General features: G+C 66.2%; 21 protein-coding genes. 3 read left to right on the top strand and 18 right to left on the bottom strand.

Annotated elements, in window-relative coordinates; all coding sequences use genetic code 11:
• Positions 1-13: 13 nt before the first annotated feature.
• The 3 genes from G6N32_RS08745 to G6N32_RS08735 form a co-directional block, all read right to left on the bottom strand.
• Complete coding sequence (locus G6N32_RS08745) at positions 14-1,621, bottom strand: nickel-dependent hydrogenase large subunit (RefSeq protein WP_115321021.1); 1,608 nt, start codon at positions 1,619-1,621, stop codon at positions 14-16.
• Positions 1,622-1,675: 54 nt separating this feature from the next.
• Positions 1,676-2,647: an NADH-quinone oxidoreductase subunit B family protein gene (locus G6N32_RS08740; RefSeq protein ID WP_036339240.1), complete on the bottom strand. Its 972-nt coding sequence runs from the start codon at positions 2,645-2,647 to the stop codon at positions 1,676-1,678.
• 84 nt (positions 2,648-2,731) lie between these two features.
• On the bottom strand, positions 2,732-3,268 hold the full coding sequence (locus G6N32_RS08735; RefSeq protein WP_115319259.1) for a helical membrane plugin domain-containing protein: 537 nt from the start codon (positions 3,266-3,268) through the stop codon (positions 2,732-2,734).
• A gap of 201 nt (positions 3,269-3,469) precedes the next feature.
• Between G6N32_RS08735 and G6N32_RS08730 the strand changes: the two genes are divergently transcribed.
• Positions 3,470-4,531: an AraC family transcriptional regulator gene (locus G6N32_RS08730; protein WP_115319258.1), complete on the top strand. Its 1,062-nt coding sequence runs from the start codon at positions 3,470-3,472 to the stop codon at positions 4,529-4,531.
• A gap of 2 nt (positions 4,532-4,533) precedes the next feature.
• Here the strand turns inward: G6N32_RS08730 and G6N32_RS08725 are convergent, their stop codons facing one another.
• The gene (locus tag G6N32_RS08725) at positions 4,534-5,742 is read right to left on the bottom strand and encodes a GAF domain-containing sensor histidine kinase (protein ID WP_115319257.1); all 1,209 of its coding nucleotides are present in this window, start codon (positions 5,740-5,742) and stop codon (positions 4,534-4,536) included.
• Positions 5,739-6,389, bottom strand: coding sequence for a response regulator (locus G6N32_RS08720; protein ID WP_115321020.1), 651 nt, complete (start codon positions 6,387-6,389; stop codon positions 5,739-5,741). The genes G6N32_RS08725 and G6N32_RS08720 overlap by 4 nt, the downstream gene beginning before the upstream one ends.
• A gap of 221 nt (positions 6,390-6,610) precedes the next feature.
• On the opposite strand from G6N32_RS08720, the gene G6N32_RS08715 reads away from it, so the two are divergent.
• Positions 6,611-7,180, top strand: a complete 570-nt coding sequence (locus tag G6N32_RS08715; protein WP_232077748.1) for an HAD family hydrolase — start codon at positions 6,611-6,613, stop codon at positions 7,178-7,180.
• 4 nt (positions 7,181-7,184) lie between these two features.
• On the opposite strand, the gene gatB is transcribed toward G6N32_RS08715, so the two are convergent.
• The 4 genes from gatB to gatC are packed head-to-tail and all read right to left on the bottom strand — an operon-like array spanning position 7,185 to position 11,575.
• Positions 7,185-8,696, bottom strand: coding sequence for an Asp-tRNA(Asn)/Glu-tRNA(Gln) amidotransferase subunit GatB (gene gatB, locus G6N32_RS08710; protein WP_115319255.1), 1,512 nt, complete (start codon positions 8,694-8,696; stop codon positions 7,185-7,187).
• A 48-nt stretch (positions 8,697-8,744) separates the two neighbouring features.
• Positions 8,745-9,776 carry an ATP-dependent 6-phosphofructokinase gene (locus G6N32_RS08705; RefSeq protein WP_036339260.1) on the bottom strand — a complete coding sequence of 344 codons (1,032 nt, stop codon included), beginning with the start codon at positions 9,774-9,776 and terminating at the stop codon, positions 8,745-8,747.
• An 18-nt stretch (positions 9,777-9,794) separates the two neighbouring features.
• Entirely contained in the window at positions 9,795-11,279 is a 1,485-nt protein-coding gene (gene gatA, locus G6N32_RS08700) for an Asp-tRNA(Asn)/Glu-tRNA(Gln) amidotransferase subunit GatA (RefSeq protein WP_115319254.1), read from the bottom strand.
• Positions 11,276-11,575: an Asp-tRNA(Asn)/Glu-tRNA(Gln) amidotransferase subunit GatC gene (gene gatC, locus G6N32_RS08695; protein ID WP_115321019.1), complete on the bottom strand. Its 300-nt coding sequence runs from the start codon at positions 11,573-11,575 to the stop codon at positions 11,276-11,278. The genes gatA and gatC overlap by 4 nt, the downstream gene beginning before the upstream one ends.
• Before the next feature lie 152 nt (positions 11,576-11,727).
• Here gatC and G6N32_RS08690 point away from each other — a divergent pair, with 152 nt between their 5' ends.
• Positions 11,728-12,387 carry an ACT domain-containing protein gene (locus G6N32_RS08690; protein ID WP_115319253.1) on the top strand — a complete coding sequence of 220 codons (660 nt, stop codon included), beginning with the start codon at positions 11,728-11,730 and terminating at the stop codon, positions 12,385-12,387.
• A 7-nt stretch (positions 12,388-12,394) separates the two neighbouring features.
• On the opposite strand, the gene G6N32_RS08685 is transcribed toward G6N32_RS08690, so the two are convergent.
• The 9 genes from G6N32_RS08685 to ligA all read right to left on the bottom strand — a co-directional run bounded on the left by G6N32_RS08685 (position 12,395) and on the right by ligA (position 22,687).
• A complete protein-coding gene (locus G6N32_RS08685) occupies positions 12,395-13,294 on the bottom strand; it encodes a hypothetical protein (RefSeq protein WP_163789203.1) in 900 nt (299 codons plus the stop codon).
• 98 nt (positions 13,295-13,392) lie between these two features.
• On the bottom strand, positions 13,393-14,445 hold the full coding sequence (locus G6N32_RS08680; protein WP_115319250.1) for a vWA domain-containing protein: 1,053 nt from the start codon (positions 14,443-14,445) through the stop codon (positions 13,393-13,395).
• A complete protein-coding gene (locus G6N32_RS08675; protein ID WP_115319249.1) occupies positions 14,442-15,533 on the bottom strand; it encodes a hypothetical protein in 1,092 nt (363 codons plus the stop codon). The genes G6N32_RS08680 and G6N32_RS08675 overlap by 4 nt, the downstream gene beginning before the upstream one ends.
• Positions 15,524-16,000: a hypothetical protein gene (locus G6N32_RS08670; protein ID WP_115319248.1), complete on the bottom strand. Its 477-nt coding sequence runs from the start codon at positions 15,998-16,000 to the stop codon at positions 15,524-15,526. The genes G6N32_RS08675 and G6N32_RS08670 overlap by 10 nt, the downstream gene beginning before the upstream one ends.
• Positions 16,001-16,004: 4 nt before the next feature.
• Positions 16,005-16,862 (bottom strand): DUF58 domain-containing protein, encoded by an 858-nt coding sequence (locus G6N32_RS08665; RefSeq protein WP_115319247.1) that lies wholly within the window; start codon positions 16,860-16,862, stop codon positions 16,005-16,007.
• 9 nt (positions 16,863-16,871) lie between these two features.
• Positions 16,872-17,876 carry an AAA family ATPase gene (locus tag G6N32_RS08660; RefSeq protein WP_115319246.1) on the bottom strand — a complete coding sequence of 335 codons (1,005 nt, stop codon included), beginning with the start codon at positions 17,874-17,876 and terminating at the stop codon, positions 16,872-16,874.
• 32 nt (positions 17,877-17,908) lie between these two features.
• On the bottom strand, positions 17,909-19,063 hold the full coding sequence (locus tag G6N32_RS08655; RefSeq protein WP_115319245.1) for a DUF4878 domain-containing protein: 1,155 nt from the start codon (positions 19,061-19,063) through the stop codon (positions 17,909-17,911).
• A gap of 32 nt (positions 19,064-19,095) precedes the next feature.
• The gene (locus G6N32_RS08650; RefSeq protein WP_115319244.1) at positions 19,096-20,328 is read right to left on the bottom strand and encodes a DUF4878 domain-containing protein; all 1,233 of its coding nucleotides are present in this window, start codon (positions 20,326-20,328) and stop codon (positions 19,096-19,098) included.
• Between the two features lie 271 nt (positions 20,329-20,599).
• The gene (gene ligA / locus G6N32_RS08645) at positions 20,600-22,687 is read right to left on the bottom strand and encodes an NAD-dependent DNA ligase LigA (RefSeq protein WP_115321018.1); all 2,088 of its coding nucleotides are present in this window, start codon (positions 22,685-22,687) and stop codon (positions 20,600-20,602) included.
• Positions 22,688-22,747: the final 60 nt, after the last annotated feature.

Here is a 22,747-nt window from a genome sequence, read left to right as displayed (position 1 = left end):
TCGACCGCCGGGATCACACCATTCCGTTTATGACGAACTTCGAGAGCTCCTTGCCTGTCTTGCCGTCGTAGGCGTGCACGGTGCACACCAGGCAGGAGTCGAAGCTGCGTGCCACATGTCCGAGCTCGACCGGGTCGTCGGGATCGACGATCGGTGAGCCCACCAGCGCCTTCTCGATCGGACCCAGGACCTCGTTGCCGTCCCGTGGCCCGATGTTCCACGCTGTCGGGGTGACGACCTGGTAGTTCTTGATCTTGTTGTCTTCCAGCACGATCCAGTCGCTGAGCGAGCCGCGGGCCGCCTCGGTGGAGCCGAACCCCTTGCCCTCGGCATATTCGACAGGCTTGGTGTAGAAGCTTTCCTTCAGGTCCAGCTGGTCGAGCCAGGACTTCACCCACTTGTAGTACTTGGGCGCCTCATGCATTCGGGCGAGCTGGCGCACCAACACGCTGGGGCCGATCTTGCTGTAGATGTCACCGAAGAGCGGATCGTTGTCCTGATGCGCTCCGGCGTTCGGGCCGGCTGCGGCCATCCGCCGGGCCAGCGGACCCGCCTCCAGCGGAATCGTGCCCAGGTCTCCGACGGCATAGCGCGGTGATTTGGCCCAGCTGTACTTGCCCTGCTTCCTGCCCTCTTCGGGGTCGACCGGGATGGTCTCCCCGTCGAACGGGTGCAGCGGGGTGCTGCCTTCGTAGAACGAGTGGGCGACGTCCTCGCGAACGTTGGCCTGATCGAACTCGTACCACTGGCCTTTGGCGTAGATCCCGCCCCGGCCGATCAGCGCCGCGTTGCGGCCGTCGATGGTGGGGTTCTCGTACAGCGTCGGGTCGAAGTAGGTACCGGTGGCGATGTAGTTGCCGACACCCTGGCCGTACTTGTCCAGGCCGATGTCGAGGGCGTAGCGGATGAAAAAGCCGCAGTCACTGTTGTACTGGGACTCGTTCTCGTCGACCCAGGCCAGAACGTCGTCCCAGGTCTTGTTCTCCAGCCAGCGGTCGATGCTGCAGCCCAGCCACTGGCCTTCGAGCCAGTTGTCCTTCCAGTGCTCCAGGATCGCGATCGAGCGCGTCACGTCCGACAGGGTGGGCGCACACATGACGCCACCGGGCACCATGAAGCTCGAATGCGGCCACTGCCCGCCGAAGATCGCATAGACCTCGACCGGCTTGTTCGAAAGCACCACTCCCGGTTGGTAACTGGTACCGACGTACGGTGCGAACCGGCGAACCGCCTCGTCGTAGAGCTTCGACTTCGCGTAGTTCTTGTTGGTCAGGTCGATGGCGAACAGCGCATAGAAGTAGCGGGGAATCGACTGCAGCGTTTCGCATGCCTGGGCGATGTTGCGGATCAGCGTCGCATTCGCCGGCATGTGGGTGCGCCACGCGGTGTCCAGAGCGTAGGCGGACTTGTACAGATGGCTGCCGCCGCAGATCCCGCAGATGCGGGGACACACGACGAGACCGGACTGCGGGTCCTTGCCCCGCAGGATGATCTCGAAGCCGCGGAACATCGCGGCCTCCGTCCACGCCGACGTCACGACGCCGTCGTCAATGGTGACCCGGACGTCGAGGTCACCCTCGACACGTCCCAGTGGGCTGACGTAAAGGTCGAGCGCGGTCATGAGATTGTCCTCCAAGAGGTGAGAGCTGAACCAGGGCTGGCGATTTGGCTGGTCCTAGACGACGAACATGTCTTCTTTGGACCACTGCGGCGCGGCGATACGGGCGGCCGCCGCGTGCGCCATGTATGTCAGGTGATCGGATCCCTCCGGCACTTCCTTGGGGATCACCCCGCCGACCTTCTGGGTCTTGAACAGCGTTCCGGGCGCCAGATCGAAATGCGGAAACTCCGGCTCCGTGCAGCCCAGGCACGGCATTCCGGCACGGGTCTTGGACGACTGCCGGTTCCAGAGGATGCGATTGCACGGCGAGTGCGTCATCGGTCCGCGGCAGCCGAACTCGTAGAACAGGCAGCCTGTCCGGGTGCCTTCACCGAAGGACATCGTCGACTGTTTGTATTCGAAGAATTGCACGCGGGTGCAGCCGGTTTGAGTGAACGTCTTGAAGAACGTCTCGGGCCGGTGCAGTTCGTCGAGTGCGATGTCACCGGCACGCCCGGTGGCAAGCGCCACGATGATCTGGGTGATCCAGTCTGGGTGCGCGGGGCAACCCGGAATGTTGATGACGGGAAGTCCCATCTTGGAGCGGAAGTCGGGCCCGAGGAAACCGCCCTTGTCCCGCTTGTGGAACTGCAGACCGGTCGAGGCCGACGGATTGGGCTCCATCGCGGGGATGCCGCCCCAACAGGCGCAGTCTCCGATCGCCACGACGATCTGAGCGGCGCCGGCCAGGTCGGTGACCCAGTCCTTCATCGGCCGATCAGCGAACATGTCCATCCGCCCGGTGCCGTTGGGCGCTTCGATGACCGTGCCCTCGAAGACGAAGATGTCCAGGGGGCGTTCACCTTTGGCGCAGTCCCAGAACACCTTCTGGGCGTTCTTGCCGAGTTCCAGACCGAGCGACGGATGCCAGATCAGATCCAGGCCGAAGTCGACGATCAGGTCGACGACGTTGGGTTCCTCCGCATTGAGGAAAGACATCGTGTTGCCACTACACGCACCTCCCTGGAACCACAGAACAGAAGCCATTCGAACTCCTCTCAGAGAGCGACCCGGGGCCAGGCCGGTAGTGATGACCGACGGTCAAGCGCACGAGCGAGATACGGGCGGGCACTACCGGTTCACCCGGCGGCCAAAAGATGTGGCGACGGCGATGAGGAAGCCGAGACCGCGGGCGAAGTCGGGGTCTTTGGTGGCCTTCCACAGCCCGTAGACGCCCTTGGGCGGATTCGCCGCACCTGCCTTGCCGTCGCCGAGGGCGTCGCCGATGGAGGCGAGCACCGCCGCGGTCTCCGGATCGGTGAGCCCCGAGGACAGCACGGTGTTCAGTGCGGGTGCGGCGGTCACGACCGAGCCGGACAACGACGCCAGGCTGGTGGCGAGGCTCTGCAGGTCGACACTCTTGAGCGCATCGGCACCGGGTACCACCGCCGCCGACGAGACGCCTCGCAACTCGGCGACCGCGGCCGACACCGAGTCGGTGATGGTGTCGCCACGACTGAGGAAGCCGTCGAGACCGCTGAGCAGGACGGCCAGCACATCGGCATGGTCGAGCAGGGTGTTGAGCGCGGCCGCGACATGGGGGTCGTCGAGTCGATCGCGGAGGGTGTCCGCTGGGGTGACTGACACCGCCTGCCCGTTAGCTGTCATGCGCACCTCCCGGCAGTTTGGCCTGAACCGAAGGTAGCCGTCCGGAGCTTGGCTGCCTATCGCTTTCGCGCAATGACTGTCAGAATTACGAACAGTTACCCGCGTTCAAGCGCGACCGATGTTTGAGAGGCTGGCGGATCGATTGCGACGGACACTAGCGGCGGCTCATCTGCCGCAGCGCGTTCACCCCGGTAGGCCCTGATGTCGCGGCTCACCCGACTGGGCTACATCGATGTCCGGCGCACCAGCAATCCGGTCCGGCGCAAGGTCCGCTCCCGCGGAGTTCCCCCGGCGCTGGCCGGCAACGAGATCTTCTACACCGAAGACGTCAAGACCGCCTCGAGGCTGATCGCCAAAACCCTGGGCCCGCTTCGCCTCACCGTCGCAGGCGACGACGCGACCGGATTCGCGGCGACCATGCACGGCGTCCGGCTGCGCAACGTCAGCCTGCTCTACCTCGACCTGCACGTCGCTGCGGCTGTGGAGATCCCGATGGTGGGCCCGCACTACGCGGTGCACATGCCGATGAACGGCCGGGCGATGGTCGAGCACCGCGCCCACTCCTTCGAAGCCAACACCATCCGCTCCGTGGTGAGCAGCCCCGGTGCGTCGCTGCGGATGGCGTTCGACCACGACTCGCCTCAGTTGATCATCCGGATCGAGGAGCGGGCCCTGGACGCGCATCTGACCCGGTTGCTCGGTCGCGCGCTGGATCGCCCGCTGGTGTTCGACCCGGAGTTCGACATGTCCACCGAAGCCGCCATGCGATGGCACGCCGCTGTCCAGCTGATTCACACCGAGGTGTTCCACGAGGGTTCACTGATCCAGCGCGGGCAGGGCATCGGCGCGGTGGAGGATTTCGTGATCAGCAGCCTGTTGCATCTGCAACCGTCGAACTATCACGCGGAGTTCTTGGCGCCGGCCCAACCCGACCAGCGCCGTGCGGTCGTGCAGAACGCCATGAGCTACATCGAGGACCACCTCGCCGAGCGGATCACCATGGAGTCGGTGGCCAGGGCCGTGCACATGAGCGTCCGGTCGATCCAGCAGGGGTTCCGTGAGGAGCTGGGCATGACACCGATGACCTACGTGCGGGAGCGCCGCCTGGAACGGGTGCACGAGGAACTGACCGATGCCATCCCCGCCGACGGCGTGACGGTGACGCAGGTGGCGGAGCGATGGGGCTTCAACCACCTCGGGAGCTTCGCCGTCGAATACCGAAAGCGTTGGGGCGAAGCCCCTTCGGGCACGCTGCGCCGCTGAGTTCAGCCCTCGACGGGGATGCTCACCGTGACGGTGGTCCCCGCCCCGGGGCGCGACCTGACGGTCAGGGTGCCGCCGACCAGCTCGGCACGCTCGGCCATCGAGAGCATGCCGTAACCACTCGACGACGAGACCGGTCCGGTCTCGAATCCCACTCCGTTGTCGACCACCTCGAGCCTGGCCACCCCGTCCCCGACCGTGAACGTCACGGTGGCGACCAACGCACGAGAATGCTTCACGACGTTCTGAAAGCACTCCTGCGCAATGCGATACAGCGCAACCTCGATGTGCTCGGGCAGCCGCTCGTCGGCCAGGTGCAGTTCCAGGTCGACCTCGGGGATCGACGTGGCGAGGCTGGCCAGGCCGCCCAACAGACCGAGGTCGTCGAGGACCGGCGGCCGCAGCCCGCCGATCGCCGACCGGGCCTCGGCCAACGTGAGATCGACCAGATCCCTGGCCTTTTCCAGCTGCTCGGCGGCCGCCGGTTGATCCAGGTCGTCAACGGCGCGGGCCGCCGCATCCAGTCGGTAGGTCAGTCCGACCAGGCGCTGCGAGATGCCGTCGTGAATATCACCGGCCAGCCGGCGGCGTTCGCTTTCCTGAGCGGCGATCACCTGCTCCGCGAAATTCTCGTGCGCGCGTTCACGTGCCGACAGCTGTCGGTGCAGCCGGGCCTGGTGCAGGGCACCCGCGATCAGCCGCCCGATGACGAGGAGCAACTCGATGTCGCGCGGGGTGAAATCACGCCGCTCGATGGTGTGCACGTTGAGCACCCCCACCAGACCGCCGGGCTCGGTTTCCATCGGCACCGACGCCATCGAGGCAAAGTCCTTGCCGCGCAACGCCGCAATCGGGACGTAACGCGGATCGGCCTCCTTATCGCTGACGATCACCACGGGTTCGCGATGACTGGCAACCCACCCGGAGACTCCCGAACCCAGCGGCATCCGGATGCGGCCGACCTGCTCGTCGAACGGCGGGGTGGCACCGGCCAGGGTCAGCGACTGGTCGGTGTCGTCGAGGACGTGCACGAAGCAGACATCGGATGCCGTTGTCGCGGTGATCATTCGAGCCACCGCCGCGGCCATCGGTTCCACCTCGGGCCCGCTCGACGTCGCGGCGATGATGTCCAGCAGCAGAGCGACTTCCCGGTCGGCGTCGACCAGTCCGTGCACGGCGTGCGGACTCACACCGCCCGAACGACTGCTCATCGAAAGATGCCTTCCCGCAGCGCTGTTGCGGCGGCGCTGGTGCGGTCACTGACCCCCAGCTTGCGATAGATGGAACTGAGGTGGGTTTTGACCGTCTCCTCGCCGATCACCAGCTTGCCGGCGATTCCCCGATTCGACAGCCCGGTCACCACCAGCGACAGGATCTCGCTCTCGCGCTGGGTGAGGCCGTGCCGGGCGCCGGGCCAGAACTGGTCACTCTGCAGCCGCGCCGCGGTCTCCGCAGCCCGCGCGGCCAGCCCGGCATCGATCGCCGTCGAGCCCGCGTGCACTCCTTCCAACTGGCGCACCAGCTCATCGCTGCTGATGCCCTTGAGCAGATAGCCCGATGCGCCGACCCGCATGGCTTGGAAAAGGTACTGCTCGTCGTCGTAGACCGAGAGCAGGATGACTTTGCGCTGGGGATCGCGCTTGCGGATCTCCCGGCACAGGTCCAGACCGCTGGCACCCTGCATCCGCACGTCGCACAACACGATGTCGGGTTGGAGGTCGAAGATCACGGCCATGGCCTTCTCGGCCCCGACCGCCTCCCCCACCACCTCGACACGGTCACCGAACGGCGCGAGCATCGCCTTGAGGCCCTCGATGACCATTTCGTGGTCGTCGACCAGCACCACCCGCACCGTCATGGACAACACCGTAGTGCCGCGACCGCGCCCACCGGACCGCATTGCCACTCGACACCTGTCAACTCACTAAGAAGTCCACTGCCGCAGGTGATTTGGCCAGAAATTCACCGAGCCGTTCAGTGGTGTCACCAGGGCGCGGGGGATGACGGGTTCACCCGCCTCTCCCCTGAACGGGGGATGCTGCGCACCACGCGGCGCGCGATACTTCCCCCGTGGCCACGATGCTTTTGGACACGATCAGCCGGAATCGATCCTTCTGGTGGGATCGGGCGCGATGCGCGCATGACGACGCGCCGGCACTCGAAGCGGTCATCTTCGACTTCGACGCGCCGCTGGCGGCCACCGAACGCGATGCGCACATGTTCCGCGAGCTGATCTGGAGCCTGCACTGCGCCGACATCCGAGTCGGCGTCACTGCGGCTGGCCCCCGCGAGTGGGTCGAACCATTGGTCCGCGAGCTCATCGGCGATGGCGTGGTCGAGGTGCTGATCACCGGCGACGACGTCAGCAGGCCCAAGCCCGACCCGGAGGTGTATCACCGAGCGCTGTGCGAACTCGGGGTCGGCCCTGAGTCCGCGATGGCCGTCGAGCACTCCCCGGCCGGGTTCCACACCGCGCGTTCGGCGGGACTGGCGACCATCGTCGTCACCACCCTGGGCATCCGCAACCGGGACTTCGCCGGGGCGGCCGCCGTCCTGGACCGCTACGACGGCGACGAGCCGCTGTCAGCCGGCCGATGTCGGCGGTTGCACGAACAGTGGTGGATCAACCGCAGCCGGCTGACCGCCTAACTAGCTAGCTCTGGCCGCAAGCGGCCATGACGAGCTCCCGCACGCGCGCCGCGTCGGCCTGCCCCTTGGTCGCCTTCATCACCGCGCCGACGATCGCACCCGCTGCCTGCACCTTGCCGCCGCGGATCTTCTCGGCGATATCGGGGTTGGCGGCCAGCGCTTCGTCGACAGCGGTCTGAATCAGCGAGTCGTCGCGGACCAGCGCCAGGCCACGGTCGGCCATCACCTGCTCGGGCTCGCCCTCGCCGGCGAGCACACCTTCGACAACCTGGCGCGCCAGCTTGTTCGACAGCTTGCCCTCGTCGACCAGGGCGACAACCTTGGCCACCTGAGCCGGAGTGATCGGCAGTGCCGCAAGCTCGACGCCGGATTCGTTGGCCTTCTGCACCAGAAAGTTTCCCCACCAGGCCCGGGCCTGCTCACTGCTGGCGCCCGCCTCGACTGTCGCGGCGACCAGCTCGATCGCGCCCGCGTTCACCAGATCGCGCATCACCTCGTCGGAAATACCCCAGTCGTCCTGAATTCGCTTGCGCGACAACCACGGAAGCTCCGGGATCGTGGCACGCAACCGGGCCACCAGCTCCTCGCTCGGGGCCACCGGCTCCAAATCAGGCTCCGGGAAGTACCGGTAATCCTCGGCGGTCTCCTTGTCACGGCCGGGCGAGGTGAAACCAGCCTCGTCGAAGTGCCGGGTCTCCTGATGGATCTTGCCGCCCTCGACGAGAATCGCTGCCTGGCGGCGCATTTCGTAGCGCACCGCCACCTCGACGCTCTTGAGTGAGTTGACGTTCTTGGTCTCGGTTCGGGTACCGAACTCCTGCTGGCCGATCGGGCGCAGCGACACGTTGGCGTCGCACCGCAGCGAACCCTGGTCCATCCGCACGTCGGAGACACCCAGGGCGCGCAGCAGATCCCGCAGCGCCGTGACATAGGCGCGCGCGACCTCGGGTGCCCGCTCACCGGTGCCCTCGATCGGCTTGGTGACGATCTCGATCAGCGGAACCCCGGCGCGGTTGACATCCAGCAGCGAGGTGGTCGCACCGTGAATGCGGCCGGTGTCGCCGCCGACATGCGTGAGCTTGCCGGTGTCCTCCTCCATGTGCGCACGCTCGATGGCGACGCGGAAAGTGCTGCCATCGTCGAGCGGTACATCGAGGTAACCGTCGAAAGCGATCGGCTCGTCGTACTGCGAGATCTGGTAGTTCTTCGGCTGGTCGGGATAGAAGTAGTTCTTCCGGGCGAAGCGCGACCACGGCGCAATGTCGCAGTTCAGCGCGAGACCGATCCGGATGGCCGACTCGACGGCCGCCTCGTTGAGTACCGGTAACGCACCGGGCATGCCGAGGCAGACCGGGCACACCTGGGTATTGGGCTCAGCACCGAACGTCGTCGCGCAGGGGCAGAACATCTTGGTGGCCGTGGACAGCTCGACGTGCACCTCGAGCCCGAGCACCGGGTCGAAGCGGGCGATGACGTCGTCGTAGTCGAGCAGGTCAGCCTGCGCAGCAGCAGTCATGCGGTCAATCCTAGTGGGGCCGGTTTTCCCATCCGGACCGGTGGAATCTCAGCCGAAGAAGGCGGCGGCGTCGTCGTAGCGGCTCTGCGGCACCAGCTTGAGCTGGCGCACCGCATCCGCCAGCGGCACCCGGCCGATGTCCTGCCCGCGCAGCGACACCATCATCCCGTACTCGCCGGCGTGCGCGGCGTCGGCGGCGTTGACGCCGAACCGGGTGGCCAGCACCCGGTCATACGCCGTCGGCGTGCCGCCGCGCTGGACGTGCCCGAGCACAGTGACCCGGACTTCCTTCTTGATCCGCTTCTCCACCTCCATGGCCAGCTGCTGGGCCACCCCGGTGAAACGTTCGTGCCCGAATTCGTCGGTGCCGCCCTGGCGCAGTTGCATTGACCCCTCGGCCGGCTTGGCACCTTCGGCGACCACGATGATGAAGCTGGACTCGCCGCGCTGGAAGCGCTTCTTGACCAGCCGGCACACCTCTTCGACATCGAAGGGCTGCTCGGGGATCAGGGTCATGTGCGCACCCGAGGACAGCCCGGCGTTCAGCGCGATCCAGCCCGCATGCCGGCCCATCACCTCGACCAGCATCACCCGCTGATGCGACTCCGCGGTGCTGTGCAACCGGTCGATCGCCTCGGTGGCGATCTGCAGCGCGGTGTCGTGGCCGAATGTGACGTCGGTGCAGTCGATGTCGTTGTCGATGGTCTTGGGCACGCCGACGACGGGTACACCCTCCTCGGACAGCCAGTGCGCGGCGGTCAGCGTGCCTTCGCCGCCGATCGGGATCAGCACGTCGATCCCGTTGTCCTCCAACGTCTGCTTGATGTCGTCCAGACCGGCGCGCAGCTTGTCGGGATTGGTGCGGGCCGTACCCAGCATGGTGCCGCCTTTGGCGAGCAACCGGTTGTTGCGGTCGTCGTTGTGCAGCTGGATCCGGCGGTCCTCCAGCAGGCCCCGCCAGCCGTCCAGGAACCCGACCACCGAAGACCCATAGCGGGCGTCACAGGTCCGCACCACAGCCCGGATCACCGCATTCAGACCCGGACAGTCACCCCCACCGGTCAGCACTCCGATACGCATGGGACCTATCCTGCCCCGTCAGATCGCTGTTGGCAGCGAACCGCGGGCAGACTCATAGGCCGCACCTACCCGGTAGAGCCGGTCGTCGGCCAGCGCAGGCGCCATGATCTGCAGGCCGACCGGCAGATTGTCGTCGGCAGAGAGCCCCGACGGCACCGACATTCCGCAATGCCCGGCCAGGTTCAACGGCAGCGTGCACAGGTCGAACAGGTACATCGCCAGTGGATCGTCGACCTTCTCCCCCAGGCGGAATGCGGTGGTCGGGGTAGCCGGTGAGACCAGCACATCCACCTTTTCGTAGGCGGCGTCGAGGTCACCGGCGATCAGGGTCCGCACCTTCTGCGCCTGGTTGTAGTACGCGTCGTAATAACCCGCCGACAGCGCATACGTGCCAATCATGATGCGGCGCTTGACTTCTGGGCCGAATCCGGCCGCCCGCGTCAGCGCCATCACCTCTTCGGCGCTGTGGCTGCCATCGTCGCCGACACGTAGCCCGTAGCGCATGGCGTCGAAGCGGGCCAGGTTGCTCGACACCTCCGATGGCAGGATCAGGTAGTAGGCGGACAGCGAGTAGTCCAGGTGCGGGCAGTCCACCTCGCTGACCTCGGCACCCAGCGCCTCGAGCTGCTCGACGGCGGCGTTGAACGAATCCAGCACGCCGGGCTGATACCCCTCACCGCTGCGCAGCTGCTTGACCACACCGATCCGCACGCCCGACAAGTCACCGCTGGCGCCGGCCTTCGCGGCCGCGACCACATCGGGCACCTGCGCGTCAACGGAGGTGGAGTCGCGCGGGTCGTGTCCGGCGATCACCGAATGCAGCAGCGCGGTGTCGAGCACGGTACGCGCGCACGGCCCGCCCTGATCGAGCGACGACGCGCACGCCACCAGCCCGTAGCGCGACACCGTGCCGTAGGTGGGTTTGACCCCGACGGTCGCGGTCAGCGCCGCCGGCTGGCGGATCGATCCGCCGGTGTCGGAGCCGATCGCCAGCGGGGCCTGGAAGGCGGCCAATGCGGCTGCGCTGCCACCGCCCGAGCCGCCCGGTGTCCGGTCGACGTCCCACGGATTGCGGGTCGGGCCGTAGGCCGAGTTCTCGGTGGAGCTGCCCATCGCGAACTCGTCCATGTTCGTCTTGCCGAGGATCGGGGTGCCCGCCGCGCGCAGCCGGGCAGTCAAAGTCGCGTCGTACGGCGACGTCCAGCCCTCGAGGATCTTCGAGCCGCACGTCGTCGGCATGTCGACGGTGGTGAAAACGTCCTTGAGCGCCAGCGGCACGCCGGCCAGCGGCGATGGCAGCGTCTCCCCGGCGGCGACGGCGGCGTCGACGCGGGCGGCACTGGCGAGCGCTTCGTCGGCGGCGACGTGCAAGAAGGCGTGGTAGCGCTCGTCGGTGGCGGCGATCTGGTCCAGGCAGGCCTGGGTCACCTCGACCGAGGAGACCTCCTTGGCCGCGATCTTCTCGCCAAGAGTGGCGGCGTCGAGCCGGATCAAGTCGCTCACTGGGGCTCCCCCAAAATCTGCGGGACCGCGAAGCGGCCCTCCTCTGCGGCCGGCGCCTCGGCGAGCGCTTCAGCCTGGGTCAGGCACTGCTGAACCACGTCGGGCCTGGTGACGTTGGTGTCTTTCAGGGGATTGTCGGTCGGCTTCACGTCTGCGGTGTCGACGGCCTGAATCTGGCTGACGTGCTCCAGGATGGCGTCGAGCTGGCCGGCGAAGCTCTCGAGTTCGTTGTCGGTCAGGGCCAGCCGGGCCAGCTTGGCGAGCCGGGCGACATCGTCGCGGGAGATCTGGGACACGGTGGTCAAGCCTAGGTGAAACCCCCGCCTCGCCGAGACTGCAGGTGCTGCGCACGAACCTCGAGAGCAGTCGCCGACAACTGCACTCTGGGGGTGAGCGTGGCCGACCCTGCCGGAATGCTGAGTCCAGGCGGCTGTGAAACAGTGTCCGCGTGCCTTCGTATCTGCTGCGGGTCCAGCTGGCCGACCGGCCCGGTAGCCTCGGCTCGCTCGCCGTGGCGCTGGGCACCGTCGGCGCAGACATCCTGTCGCTCGACGTGGTCGAGCGGGGCCCCGGCTGGGCGATCGACGATCTGGTCGTCGAGCTCCCGCTGGGCGCCATGCCCGACATGCTGATCACAGCCGCCGAACACATCAAGGGCGTGCGGGTCGACACCATCCGGCCGCACACCGGGCTGTTGGAAGCCCATCGCGAGCTGGAGCTCATCGACCACATTGCCGCGGCCGGCAACCGCGCCGACAAGCTGCAGGTGCTTGCCGACGAGGCGCCACGGGTGCTGCGGGTGGGCTTCTGCACGGTGGCGCGGATGTCGGAGTCAGGCCTGGAACGCGTGGTCGGCAGTTCCGGCGCGCCGGAGACTGCGGCGACCTCCGCGCCGTGGCTGCCGCTCGCACACGCGGAGGCCCTCGACGGCACCGCTGACTGGGTGCCGCAGGCCTGGCGTGACATGGACACCACACTGGCCGCCGCGCCACTGGGTGACCCCAACACCGCGGTGCTACTGGGCCGCCCGGGCGGGCCGCTGTTCCGTCCCTCCGAGGTGGCCCGGCTGGGCTACCTGGCCGGGATCGTCGCGACGATTCTGCGCTGAGCCGGCGCTACTCCCGGTTGTCGCCGGTGGCGTTGGAGTTGTCCAGCAGATCCCGAAGCTTGTCCAGCGGGTCGCCGGGGCCGAGCCGATGAGCCGGTGCCGCGGCCCCGTCGCCCGCTGTAGGCAGCCGATCTGGAGAGACCGGGTCTAGCGCGCCTGGGCCGTCCCCGCCGTCGTCGGGCCCGACGACGGGCACCTGGCCGCCGCCGTTCTGCGGAAGCTGCGGCATATTGGGCCCTGGCCCAGGCGCCGGGCTCGGACCGGGTCCAGGACCCGGCGACGGGCCGGGGCCCTGCTCGGGAGGCGGGCCCAGCCCCGGCAGCGGCGGCACCGACGTCGGGGTCAACGAGGTCGGCGGCGACTGCGGACCGATCTGGGCGGGCGGCGGCAACGGCGTGGCGGGTGGTGCCTGCAAATTGGCCAGTTTGCGTTCGAGCCGCGGAATCGAGTCGGCGCGGGTGGCACGGCGGTCCTGGTTCGGATCGTCATTGCCGGCGAAGCAGCCGCCAGGCGCTTGCTGGACGACCGTCAGTGCGTCGGTGTAGCTCTGCTGCGCACGCTCTCGGTTGCCCGCGCGCGTCGCCAGATCCCCCATCGTCTCGCGCACCAATTCCACGTTGATGCGCACCGGGCATGACTCGCCGTCCGAAATCCGGTTCAGCGCATCGGCGAACTGCCGTTCGGCCCGATCCAGTTCGCCTTCCAGCACCGCCAAGTCCCCGGCCGCAAAGGTGGACTTGCCCGGCTCGATCACGTCGAACACCTGGAGTCGCGCGACGTCCTCGTGCAGCGCGTCGATGTCGTGCGCGGCGAAGTCGGCGATCGTGCTGTTGCCCACCATGACGACGCCAATCAGCTTGGCCGCCAACAAGAGTAGTAGCACGATGACCGGCGCGGAGAACGCCAAGAGTCGACGGCGGAGTCGGATTCTGCGCGACGCTGCACGAGACGGCCGGAGTCGCTGGAACACCTCCCTGAACCGCGTGGTCCGCCTCCTGTCCAACATCACCAGGCGTCCCTGCGCGACATCCGATTGCGGCGATATTCCCGGATGGTCGCCACGATCTCGGCCAGCACCAGTAGCACTGCCAACAGGGCGAAAATCCAGTAGAGCTCCCACCGGTCGATCAGTTTCAATGTCGTCGCGACGTCGTTGTGCTGGTCCTTCGCCTCGATCACCGGCACGACGCCGCTGACGGGCTGGGCACTTTCCCGATGGAAGTACGGCACACCAAGCTGGGATGCGACCTCTTTGAGCCGACCTTCATCGATCGACGAGTTGAGCGCGGCACCGCCACCTGGATCACCCGCGTACACCTTGTTGCCGTTCGACCAACCCAGCGGGATCGGACCGCCGGCGACGCTGCCGTAGCCGAGGACCGCGCCGCCGGCGACCGCGCCGGCGGGCAGGTCGAACGAGGTGTTGGGAACCCGGGATCCGGGGGCACCCTCGCCAAGGTAGAACACCACGTTGGTGGAGCCGGGGAACAGTCTGGTCGCTTCTTCTACCTTGCTGCGCAGGACATCTCGAGCGGCAAACGCATCGGCTTGGTACATCGCGTCGGGCGTGACGAGGGTGTAGGGCGACAGCCCCTTGACCATCGAATGAAGGCTCCATGCGTCGTCGGATAGCGGCCAGTCCGTTCCCGCCTTACTCGCGAACGAAATCAGACCGAACCGCGCGTGCGAGTACTCGTCGATGAGGGCGCCGATGTCGGCGCGTATTCCCGACATCCGCGATTTGCCGTCGCCATAGTCTTCGACGCGGGAATTGACCGATCGGTCCACGACGAAGAAGACGTTGACATTCTGGTCACTCTTGGCGCCGTTCAATTGGATCGACTGGCTGGCTTGGTCGTTGTCGAACCCGGGTCGCAAGGCCGCCATGACGATGAACAGGATCGCAAGCGTCAGGCCGCTCCATCTGGCCACCACCCGCCGGTATCGCCCCGGTCCGGTGCGGACCAGAATCCGATAGAGGGCGACCATCCGGATGACAAGCAGCACTACCGCCCCGATGATCAAGGGCAGCAACGGAATTACTGGAACGAATGTCATCGCCGCAGCACCGCCAGCGAAACACTGAGGATGCCGGCCGCGACGAGCGCCACGACGAGTACCGGTCCCGGTGAATCCATCGATCGACTGGTGATCACCTGTCCCCCGGGCAGTTCCGCCGACGGCGGGTTGCTGCCGATCTGGTCCAGCTGCCGACTCAGCGCCGGATCGGTGCCTGCATCCGACAGCGCCGCACCGGCGGGGTTGTAGAGGCTGAACCGACCCCCGGTCGATTCGACGAGCGAGCGCACCGCGTCGTTGCCCTGAGTGGATTCAGCGACGACGTCCGAGCGGGCCAGGACGTTGAGCTGAATGCCGCCCGCCGACGCCATCTGCTGCAGCGCCTGTGCCGAAAACAGCGACCGGCGTTGCTCGTCAGCGCCGCGCAGGTCGGTGTAGCCGAGGTAGACCAGCTGCCGCCGATGCGTGCCCTTGCTCTCGAACGACGGAAAACCCGTCATGCACAGCGCCAGGATGTCCTCGATGCTTTGGGCGTAGTCGACGTAGCCCACCGGATGTGAGAACGCCTCCACCCCAGTGGCGAGCTTGTCGCGGTCCACCGCGGAGACCTGCGCCCCGGTGTCCAGGTCCTGTTGCAGACGGGCGAGCTGGGTCAGGCCGGTCAAACGCTGCGCAATGTACTCGGCGTCACGGGTGAGCGGAATGATGCGCAGCGTCGGAGATGTCAGACCGAGTCGCTGGGTGCCGAACGATTTGGACTGCCGCGCATAGTAGTCCAGAAATCCCGCGGTGGTCGGGTCGGTGACCGGCTGCCCGACGCACAGCATGATGTCCTCGGGGTGGGCAGCGTCGAACGTCTCCGTCGACGAGGACAACCCGACCGGGCGGGCGGCGGCGACCAGGGTCGCACCGAACGTGACAACCAGCAGCACCGCGGTCACCACTACCGACAGCAGGTAGACCCGGTAAATCCGCAGGTACTCGGGCAACCGGGTGAGGCGGTCGACGTGCGCCAAGGGTCGTAATGACCGTTGCACCCGGGCCATCGGCGAAAACCAGGCGACCACGATCGCGACGAGCAGCAACATCGCCCCGGCCACCGCCAGTGGCCACCACCTCAGGTCCACGTCGAGATCAACTCCTCGGCTGACCGACCCAGCGCGGCAATATCATTCGATGGGTTGGTACTGAATTGGACATCGTTGAGGCGCGTCAACAGCGGCGCCGCCGCGGCGAGCGGACCGTCGGCCATGTCGCTGATGTGAAGGTACTGCGCCCGCACACCGGTGGACACGAACAGAAAACTGCGCACGCTCCGGCTGATTGCCGCACCCGCCTGCGGACCACTGATGACGCCGGCGCGGTATTGATCGAAGGCGCCTCGCACCGCGCGGATGAATCGGCGCCGCGTCAGCCCGGCATGGATCCGGTTGATCACCGGCAGTGCCCGCAGCCGTCCCGGCGACAGTGTCCACACGAAAACACCGGCACACCATGCGATCACGGTTGCGACCAGCAGAATACCGAGCAGCAACCACCAGCCGGAGTACGGCAGTGGGCCGCCGATGAACCGCAGTAGGTCGTCAGATGGCATCGCCCTAGCTCTCACTCACCGCAACAAGACCCCTGCGGATGTCGGCGCTGCCGTCGATCCGGCTGAAACGCACGCCGTTGACGGAGAGGAACTCGTCGAGCTGGGCAACCCGGTGCTGCTCGGCGGCGCGATAAGCGTTCAGGACTCGCGGCCCCAGCGCGTATCCGTTGGGCACGAACCCTCCGGTGGCCACGTCATAGCCGTCCTGTTCGCCGTCGACTCCGCCGACGGCAGGCATATCGGTGATCATCAGCCAGATCAGATCGTGACGCCCTTGCAATTGCTTGAGCACTTCCTCCAGGTCGCTGCTGACGTCCGGTTCGTCGGACACGATGATCAGAAGCAGCCGCCGGCGATGCGCGCGCACGACGTAATTGAGCTGGCCGACGATCTCACTGGTTCCGACGTCCTCAGCGCTGCGGGAATGGAAGCGTTCCAGCATGCTCTCGATGTGGGTCTCACTGCGCCGGTTCCTGATCGTCGCCGATCCGGTGCTGTCGCCGTACACCATGCCGACCTCGTCGCTGCGGCCCAGCGCGATGAGGCCGACCGCGCCCATCACGTTGGCGGCCACCACGCGCTTCACCTCGCCGCTGGGTGCCAGCGCCGTCATGTTCCTGCCGGTGTCGGCGACCAGCAGAATCTTGTGGTGCTTCTCGGAGACGAATCGTTTGGTCAGCACGGATCCCGAACGCGCGGAAGCCCTCCAGTCGATATCCCGGACATCGTCACCGGCCACATACGGCCGCAAATCGTCGAGCTCCAGGCTTCGCGAATGCAGCAACGCATACCGACCGCCTTCGAGAATTCCACGCGTGTCGGTGCCGAAATAGGACTTGGCGAGATTGAGATGCCTACCCATGAGGATCGGTCACGGCACCCGGACCGACTGCAGCACAGCGTCGATCACCATTTCGGGAGTGACATTGATGTTGACTGCCTCGAATCCCAGGATCAGGCGATGCCGTAGCACCCGTTGGGCGAGGTTGCGAATATCGTCGGGGATCACATGGTTGCGGCCCGCCAGGATCGCCGCCGCCCGTGCCGCTTTGCAGAAGGCGATCGACGCCCGGGGGCTCGCGCCATATTCGACAAGGCGAGCAAGCTGCGGCGACAGGAATTGCGCGGGGTTGCGAGTCACGTGCACCAGCTGCGTTGTGTAGTGCACCAGAACAGGATCCATGTGCACACCGGCGACGATGCGCTGTAGTTGCCGGATCTCGTCGAGACTGGCCACCGGTTGCGGGGTTGCCGACCGGTCGTAGACGCCGGCATCGATCCGGAAGACGACTTCGGCCTCCTCCTGCGGAGAGGGATAGCGCAGAACTTCTTTGAGCATGAACCGGTCGGTCTGCGCCTCCGAGAGCGGGTAAGTGCCTTCCTGGTCGACCGGGTTCTGGGTGGCGATCACCAGGAATGGCTCCGGGATCGGATACATCTTTCCGGCCAACGTCGTCTGGCGTTCTTCCATCGCTTCCAGCATGGCGCTCTGCGTCTTGGCGCTGGAGCGGTTGATCTCGTCCAGCAGAACGACATTGGCGTGGACGGGGCCCAGCTGAGTGTGGAACGAGTTGGTCGTCGAATCGAAGATCTGGGTGCCGACGATATCGCTGGGCAGCAGGTCGGGTGTGCATTGAATCCGGTTGAAGCCGCCGGAGATCGCATCGGCCACCACCCGCGCCGCGGTCGTCTTGGCTAGGCCCGGAACACCTTCGAGCAGGATGTGCCCACCGGTCAGTAAACCGAGAAGCAATGTCTCCCTGAGGTAGTCCTGGCCGACGACCTTGGCGGAGAACACCGACGATATCGCCGCCACGACTCGATATGCGTGGTCCATATCCTGCTGGTTGGGTTGGGCACGGGCGGTAGCGGTCATGCTCACTCTCCAGGGGTAGTAGTCGCACTCCGCTAACGAAGCGGCCCGACGGCGGGCGGATCCTTGGCCAGGCTCACCGAGGTTGAGACCAGCAGTTCGGACGTGAAGCTCGCCTGCTCGCCGCTGGTTGTCTGCGCGGTGAAGTGGTAGCGGGCCGGCCCGGTCGTCATCACGCTCATGGACATCGGAACCAGGGTCTGGGTGACTCCGCTGAGGTCGATCGGCCCGTCCACCTTGGCGGTTGCCCGGTTGATCGGTGTGTCGAAATTGTGCTTCGGGCACTTGTATTGGGTTTCCGGTGCCGAGAGGCACCCGCTGATCCAGGTTTCGAGTGCGGTGTTGACGGCCTTGTGCCCGGCGTCGTTGACGGTGTAGTCGAACGTAAGCGTGCTGGCGATGTCACCGGCGAGCATGCTCTCCAGCAGCAGCGGCTTGGCGCTGACATCGATATAGGGCACAGTCGATTTCATGTCCAGGTAGCCAGGGAAGACGTAAAGGTGCGTGTCCTGCCCGAGCGGCTTGCCCAGGATGCTGAGGGATGTCGCGGGCCCTGAGCCCAGAATGCCGCTCATCGTGTCGACGTTGATGGTCGCGCTCTCGAGCTTCCATCCGTCGTTGGTCTTCTTCACCGGAAGCTGGCCCTCGGAATGGTGGTCGCCGAAGTTCGCGGACACCTTCACCAACGCCATGTTGCCCGGCTCGGTCTTCGACGTATCCTCGGTGATCTCGATGTTTGTGATGGGCCACTTCGAAATCTGAAGCTTCAGAGCATCGTTGGTGAGGAACTTCTTGGACGCCGGTTGGGCGACTCCGAGAGCGAGAGCGCCGTCGGCGTCCCCCTTGGCGAGTGCCTCCAGATAGGCCTTGACCGCTTCGCCGGCGCTACCGGCCCCCGCCGTCTTGGCACCTCCCCCGGTGTTCAGTGCTATCACCAGGACAATACCCACGATCACCAGCAGCGCAGCCGAGGCGAGCAGCGTGATCACCAGCGGTTTGCGGCGTCGCCCATTGTTGTTCGGCGGGTACGGCGGTGGCGGCCACTGACCGCCGGGGCCGTAGCCCGGCTGGGCCGGTGGATAGCCATACCAGCCTTGTTGCGGCTGAGGTGGTGGCGCTTGACCGCCTGGGGCGCCGCCCCAGGCGGGCGGCTGATTCGGATAGGGATTCCCCGGATAGTCCTGTGTCACAGCCCTATTGCTTTCTCATTGACGTCGACGCCTCAGCCTCTGACCGACACAGTCGGCGGATTTGTCGTCAAGTCAACTGTCGCGGTGATGTAGGAGTAGACGGTTCCGGATTTCGTTCCACCAGAAGTGGATTGGGCGGTGAGCTGGAAATCGAGCGGGCCGTGGACCCGTTCGGTCATCTTCTCGGGGTCGAAGTAACTGGCCTTGAGCTCGCTCAGATCGGCAGGTGCGGTCCACACCGCGGTGCCATCGACCAGCGACGAATCACGCACTCCCTGTGGGCAATTCGGTGGCTGCAATTGCTTGGAACTCGCGCAGTTCGCGATGGCAGACTTCACGAGGTCCATCGACACCGCTATTCCCTTGTCGCTGATGTCGAACTGCGGCATCAGCGAGGTCGTAAGTCCGCCATAGCCCAACTCACCCAGCAGTAATGGCCGTTTCAGCGGCTCCTGGGTGATGTATTCGTTGCTGTTGCCGAGGTCGATCCAGCCCGGGAAGACGTAGGTCTCCTTCTTCGGGTCGATCGACTTGCCGAACAGGGTGACCGTGCTCAACGCCTTCTGGTCCTGGGAGCTGATGAACTTGAGCTTGAGGGCTGCGTGGTCGAGTTTCCATTCACCCCCGGACTTCTTGACGTGAATGTTCTCGTCCGATGTCTGGTCACCGAAGTTGGCGGCGACGTGCACGCTGCCCATCTCGATGGAGGAATCGGCATCGTCGTTGAGGATGCGGATATTGGTGATCGGCCACTTCGCGATCTGCTGCTTGAGGATGTCATCGGTGAGGAAGTCCTTGGACGCCGGCTCGTCGTTCGTATACGACAGCGCCTCGTTGGCGTCGCCGCGGGCCAGCGCCTCCAGGTAGGCCTTCACCACGTCGCCGGCGGTCTTGGGGTTACCGGGACCACCCGACCCGAACACGATCACCGCAACGATCGCCGCGACGACCAGCACCGCGACGCCCGAAAGGAGACCGATGATCATCCGCTTGCTGGGTCTGCGGCGAGGCGGCGGCCCGTACCCCGGCGGTGGCCCGTAGCCCGGCGCTCCTGGCGGACCGTAGGCGGGCGGCGCCGGCGGCCATTGCCCCGGCGGAGGTTGCGACGGAGGGGGTTGCTGCGGCTGTCCGTACGAGGGCGCGGGGTGCTGCGGTGCCGGTCCGGGAGGCGCCGGCCAGGATCCCTGGGATCCGCCGATCGGATTCGGACCACCGATCGGATTCGGGCCGCCGAAGCCACCGCCGCCAGGCGGAGTAGACGTCACAGCAACCGTCCGCACTGGACGCGAATCAGCATCAGCAAACCCCCATCTGCCCTGAACAACCCGTGAAAGCCGGTCTCGCCACCCCGCCAATGCGCGCAACGGTTTTCATTCAACCATATAGGTGACGTGCCCTCACTTCACTCGATCAGGGCCAGCCCACCTCCTCTGACAGAGGCTCCATAAGTTGAGCTATGTCGCCGAACAATCCTCAGCAACCTTGCGCGCAGGCCTGGTCGAGCCTTCCTTTTTCCGGATCTCAGCAGCGATCCCGTCACGCAGGACTGTCGTCAGGGTCCTCGGGCTCAGCCGCTGGCGGTCCCTCGTCCAGCAGGGCGCGGAACCCGTCCTCGTCGAGGATCGGGATACCCAGTTCGACGGCCTTGTCGTACTTCGATCCGGGCGAATCGCCCGCGACCACATACGAGGTCTTCTTCGACACCGAGCCGACCGCCTTGCCGCCACGGCTGATGATGGCCTCCTTGGCCTCGTCGCGGGAGAAGTTCGGCAACGACCCGGTGACCACGATCGAAAGTCCTTGCAGCGTAGGGCTGATCGACTCATCGCGGACGTCTTCCATCCGCACGCCGGCCGCCCGCCACTTGTCGATGATCGCGCGGTGCCAGTCGACGGCGAACCATTCGACCAGCGCTGCGGCGATCGTCGGTCCGACCCCTTCGACGTCGGCGAGCTGCTCCTCGCTGGCGGCCATGATCGCGTCGAGGCTGCCGAACGCCACGGCCAGCGCCCGCGCCGCGGTCGGCCCGACGTGGCGGATAGACAACGCGACCAGGATCCGCCACAACGGCCGGTCCTTGGCCTGCTGCAGGTTGATCAAGAACCGGGCGCCGTTGGCGGACAGCGTGCCGTCCTTGGTGGTGAAGAAGTCCGACGTCAGCAGGTCGGCGCTGGTGAGGCTGAACAGGTCGCCCTCATCGGTGATGACCTTGGCGGCCAGCAGCGCGGTCGCCGCCTCGTAGCCCAGCCCCTCGATGTCCAGCCCACCGCGACCGGCCAGGTGAAAGACCCGCTCACGCAGTTGAGCGGGGCAGGATCGGGAGTTCGGGCACCGGATGTCGACGTCGCCCTCCTTGGCCGGCGCCAGCGGGGTGCCGCACTCCGGGCAATGGGTGGGCATCACGAATTCGCGCTCGGTGCCGTCGCGGAGGTCGACGACGGGCCCCAGGACCTCGGGGATGACGTCGCCGGCTTTGCGGATCATCACGGTGTCACCGATCAGCACGCCCTTGCGCTTGACCTCCGAGCCGTTGTGCAGGGTGGCCATGCCGACCGTCGACCCGGCGATCTTCACCGGCGTCATCATCGCGAACGGGGTGACCCGGCCGGTGCGACCGACATTGACCTGGATGTCGAGCAGCTTGGTCTGGGCTTCTTCCGGCGGGTACTTGTAGGCGCATGCCCAGCGCGGCGCGCGGGAGGTGGCGCCGAGCCGGCGCTGCTGAGCGAAGTCGTCGACTTTGACCACCACGCCGTCGATTTCGTGCTCGATCTCGTGGCGGCGTTCGCCCCAGTAGACGATCTTCTCCTCGACGGCGGCCAGCCCCGCCACCCGAGTGGTGTGATCGGAGACGGGCAGGCCCCAGGCCTTCAGCGCGAAGTAGGTGTCGTGCAGGGAGGAAGGGGCATAGCCTGCGGAAAACTCCGCGCGGCCCAGGCCGTGGCAGATCATCCGCAGCCGACGGCGGGCGGTTACCGCCGGATTCTTCTGCCGCAGCGAGCCGGCCGCGCTGTTACGCGGGTTGGCGAACGGCGCCTTGCCCTCCTCGACCAGGCTGGCGTTCAGGTTCTCGAAATCCGCCAGCATGAAGAACACCTCGCCGCGCACCTCGAGTAGCGCCGGAACCGGGTAATCCTCTGACGCAGTGAGAGTTTCGGGAATGTCGTCGATGGTGCGGGCATTGTTGGTCACGTCCTCGCCGACCCGGCCGTCACCGCGGGTGGCGGCCCGCTCCAATCGGCCGTCGCGGTACACCAAAGCGATCGCGACGCCGTCGATCTTCAGCTCGCACAGGTATTGCGGATCCCGGCCGATCTCGGCTTCGACCCGGCTGGACCAGGCTGCCAGTTCCTCGGTGTTGAACACGTCGTCGAGGCTCAGCATGCGGTCCAGGTGGGCGGCCTCGGCGAAGTCGGTGGCGAAGCCCGCGCCGCCGACCAGCTGGGTCGGCGAGTCGGCCACCCGAAGCTCGGGAAAACGATCCTCGAGCGCGAGGAGCTCGTTGAAGAGCCTGTCGAACTCCGCGTCGGAGACGATCGGCGCGTCCTTGATGTAGTAGCGGAACTGATGCTCGCGCACCTCTTCGGCAAGTTCCTGCCAACGCCGCCGCACATCCGGATCGATGGGATCAACCTCGGGATCGGACGTCTCTGCTGCCACCCACGCAGGCTATCGGAGGGATCC

The organism is Mycolicibacterium aichiense (genome assembly GCF_010726245.1).
Classification (GTDB): domain Bacteria; phylum Actinomycetota; class Actinomycetes; order Mycobacteriales; family Mycobacteriaceae; genus Mycobacterium; species Mycobacterium aichiense.
This window is presented reverse-complemented; position numbering and strand designations above follow the sequence as displayed.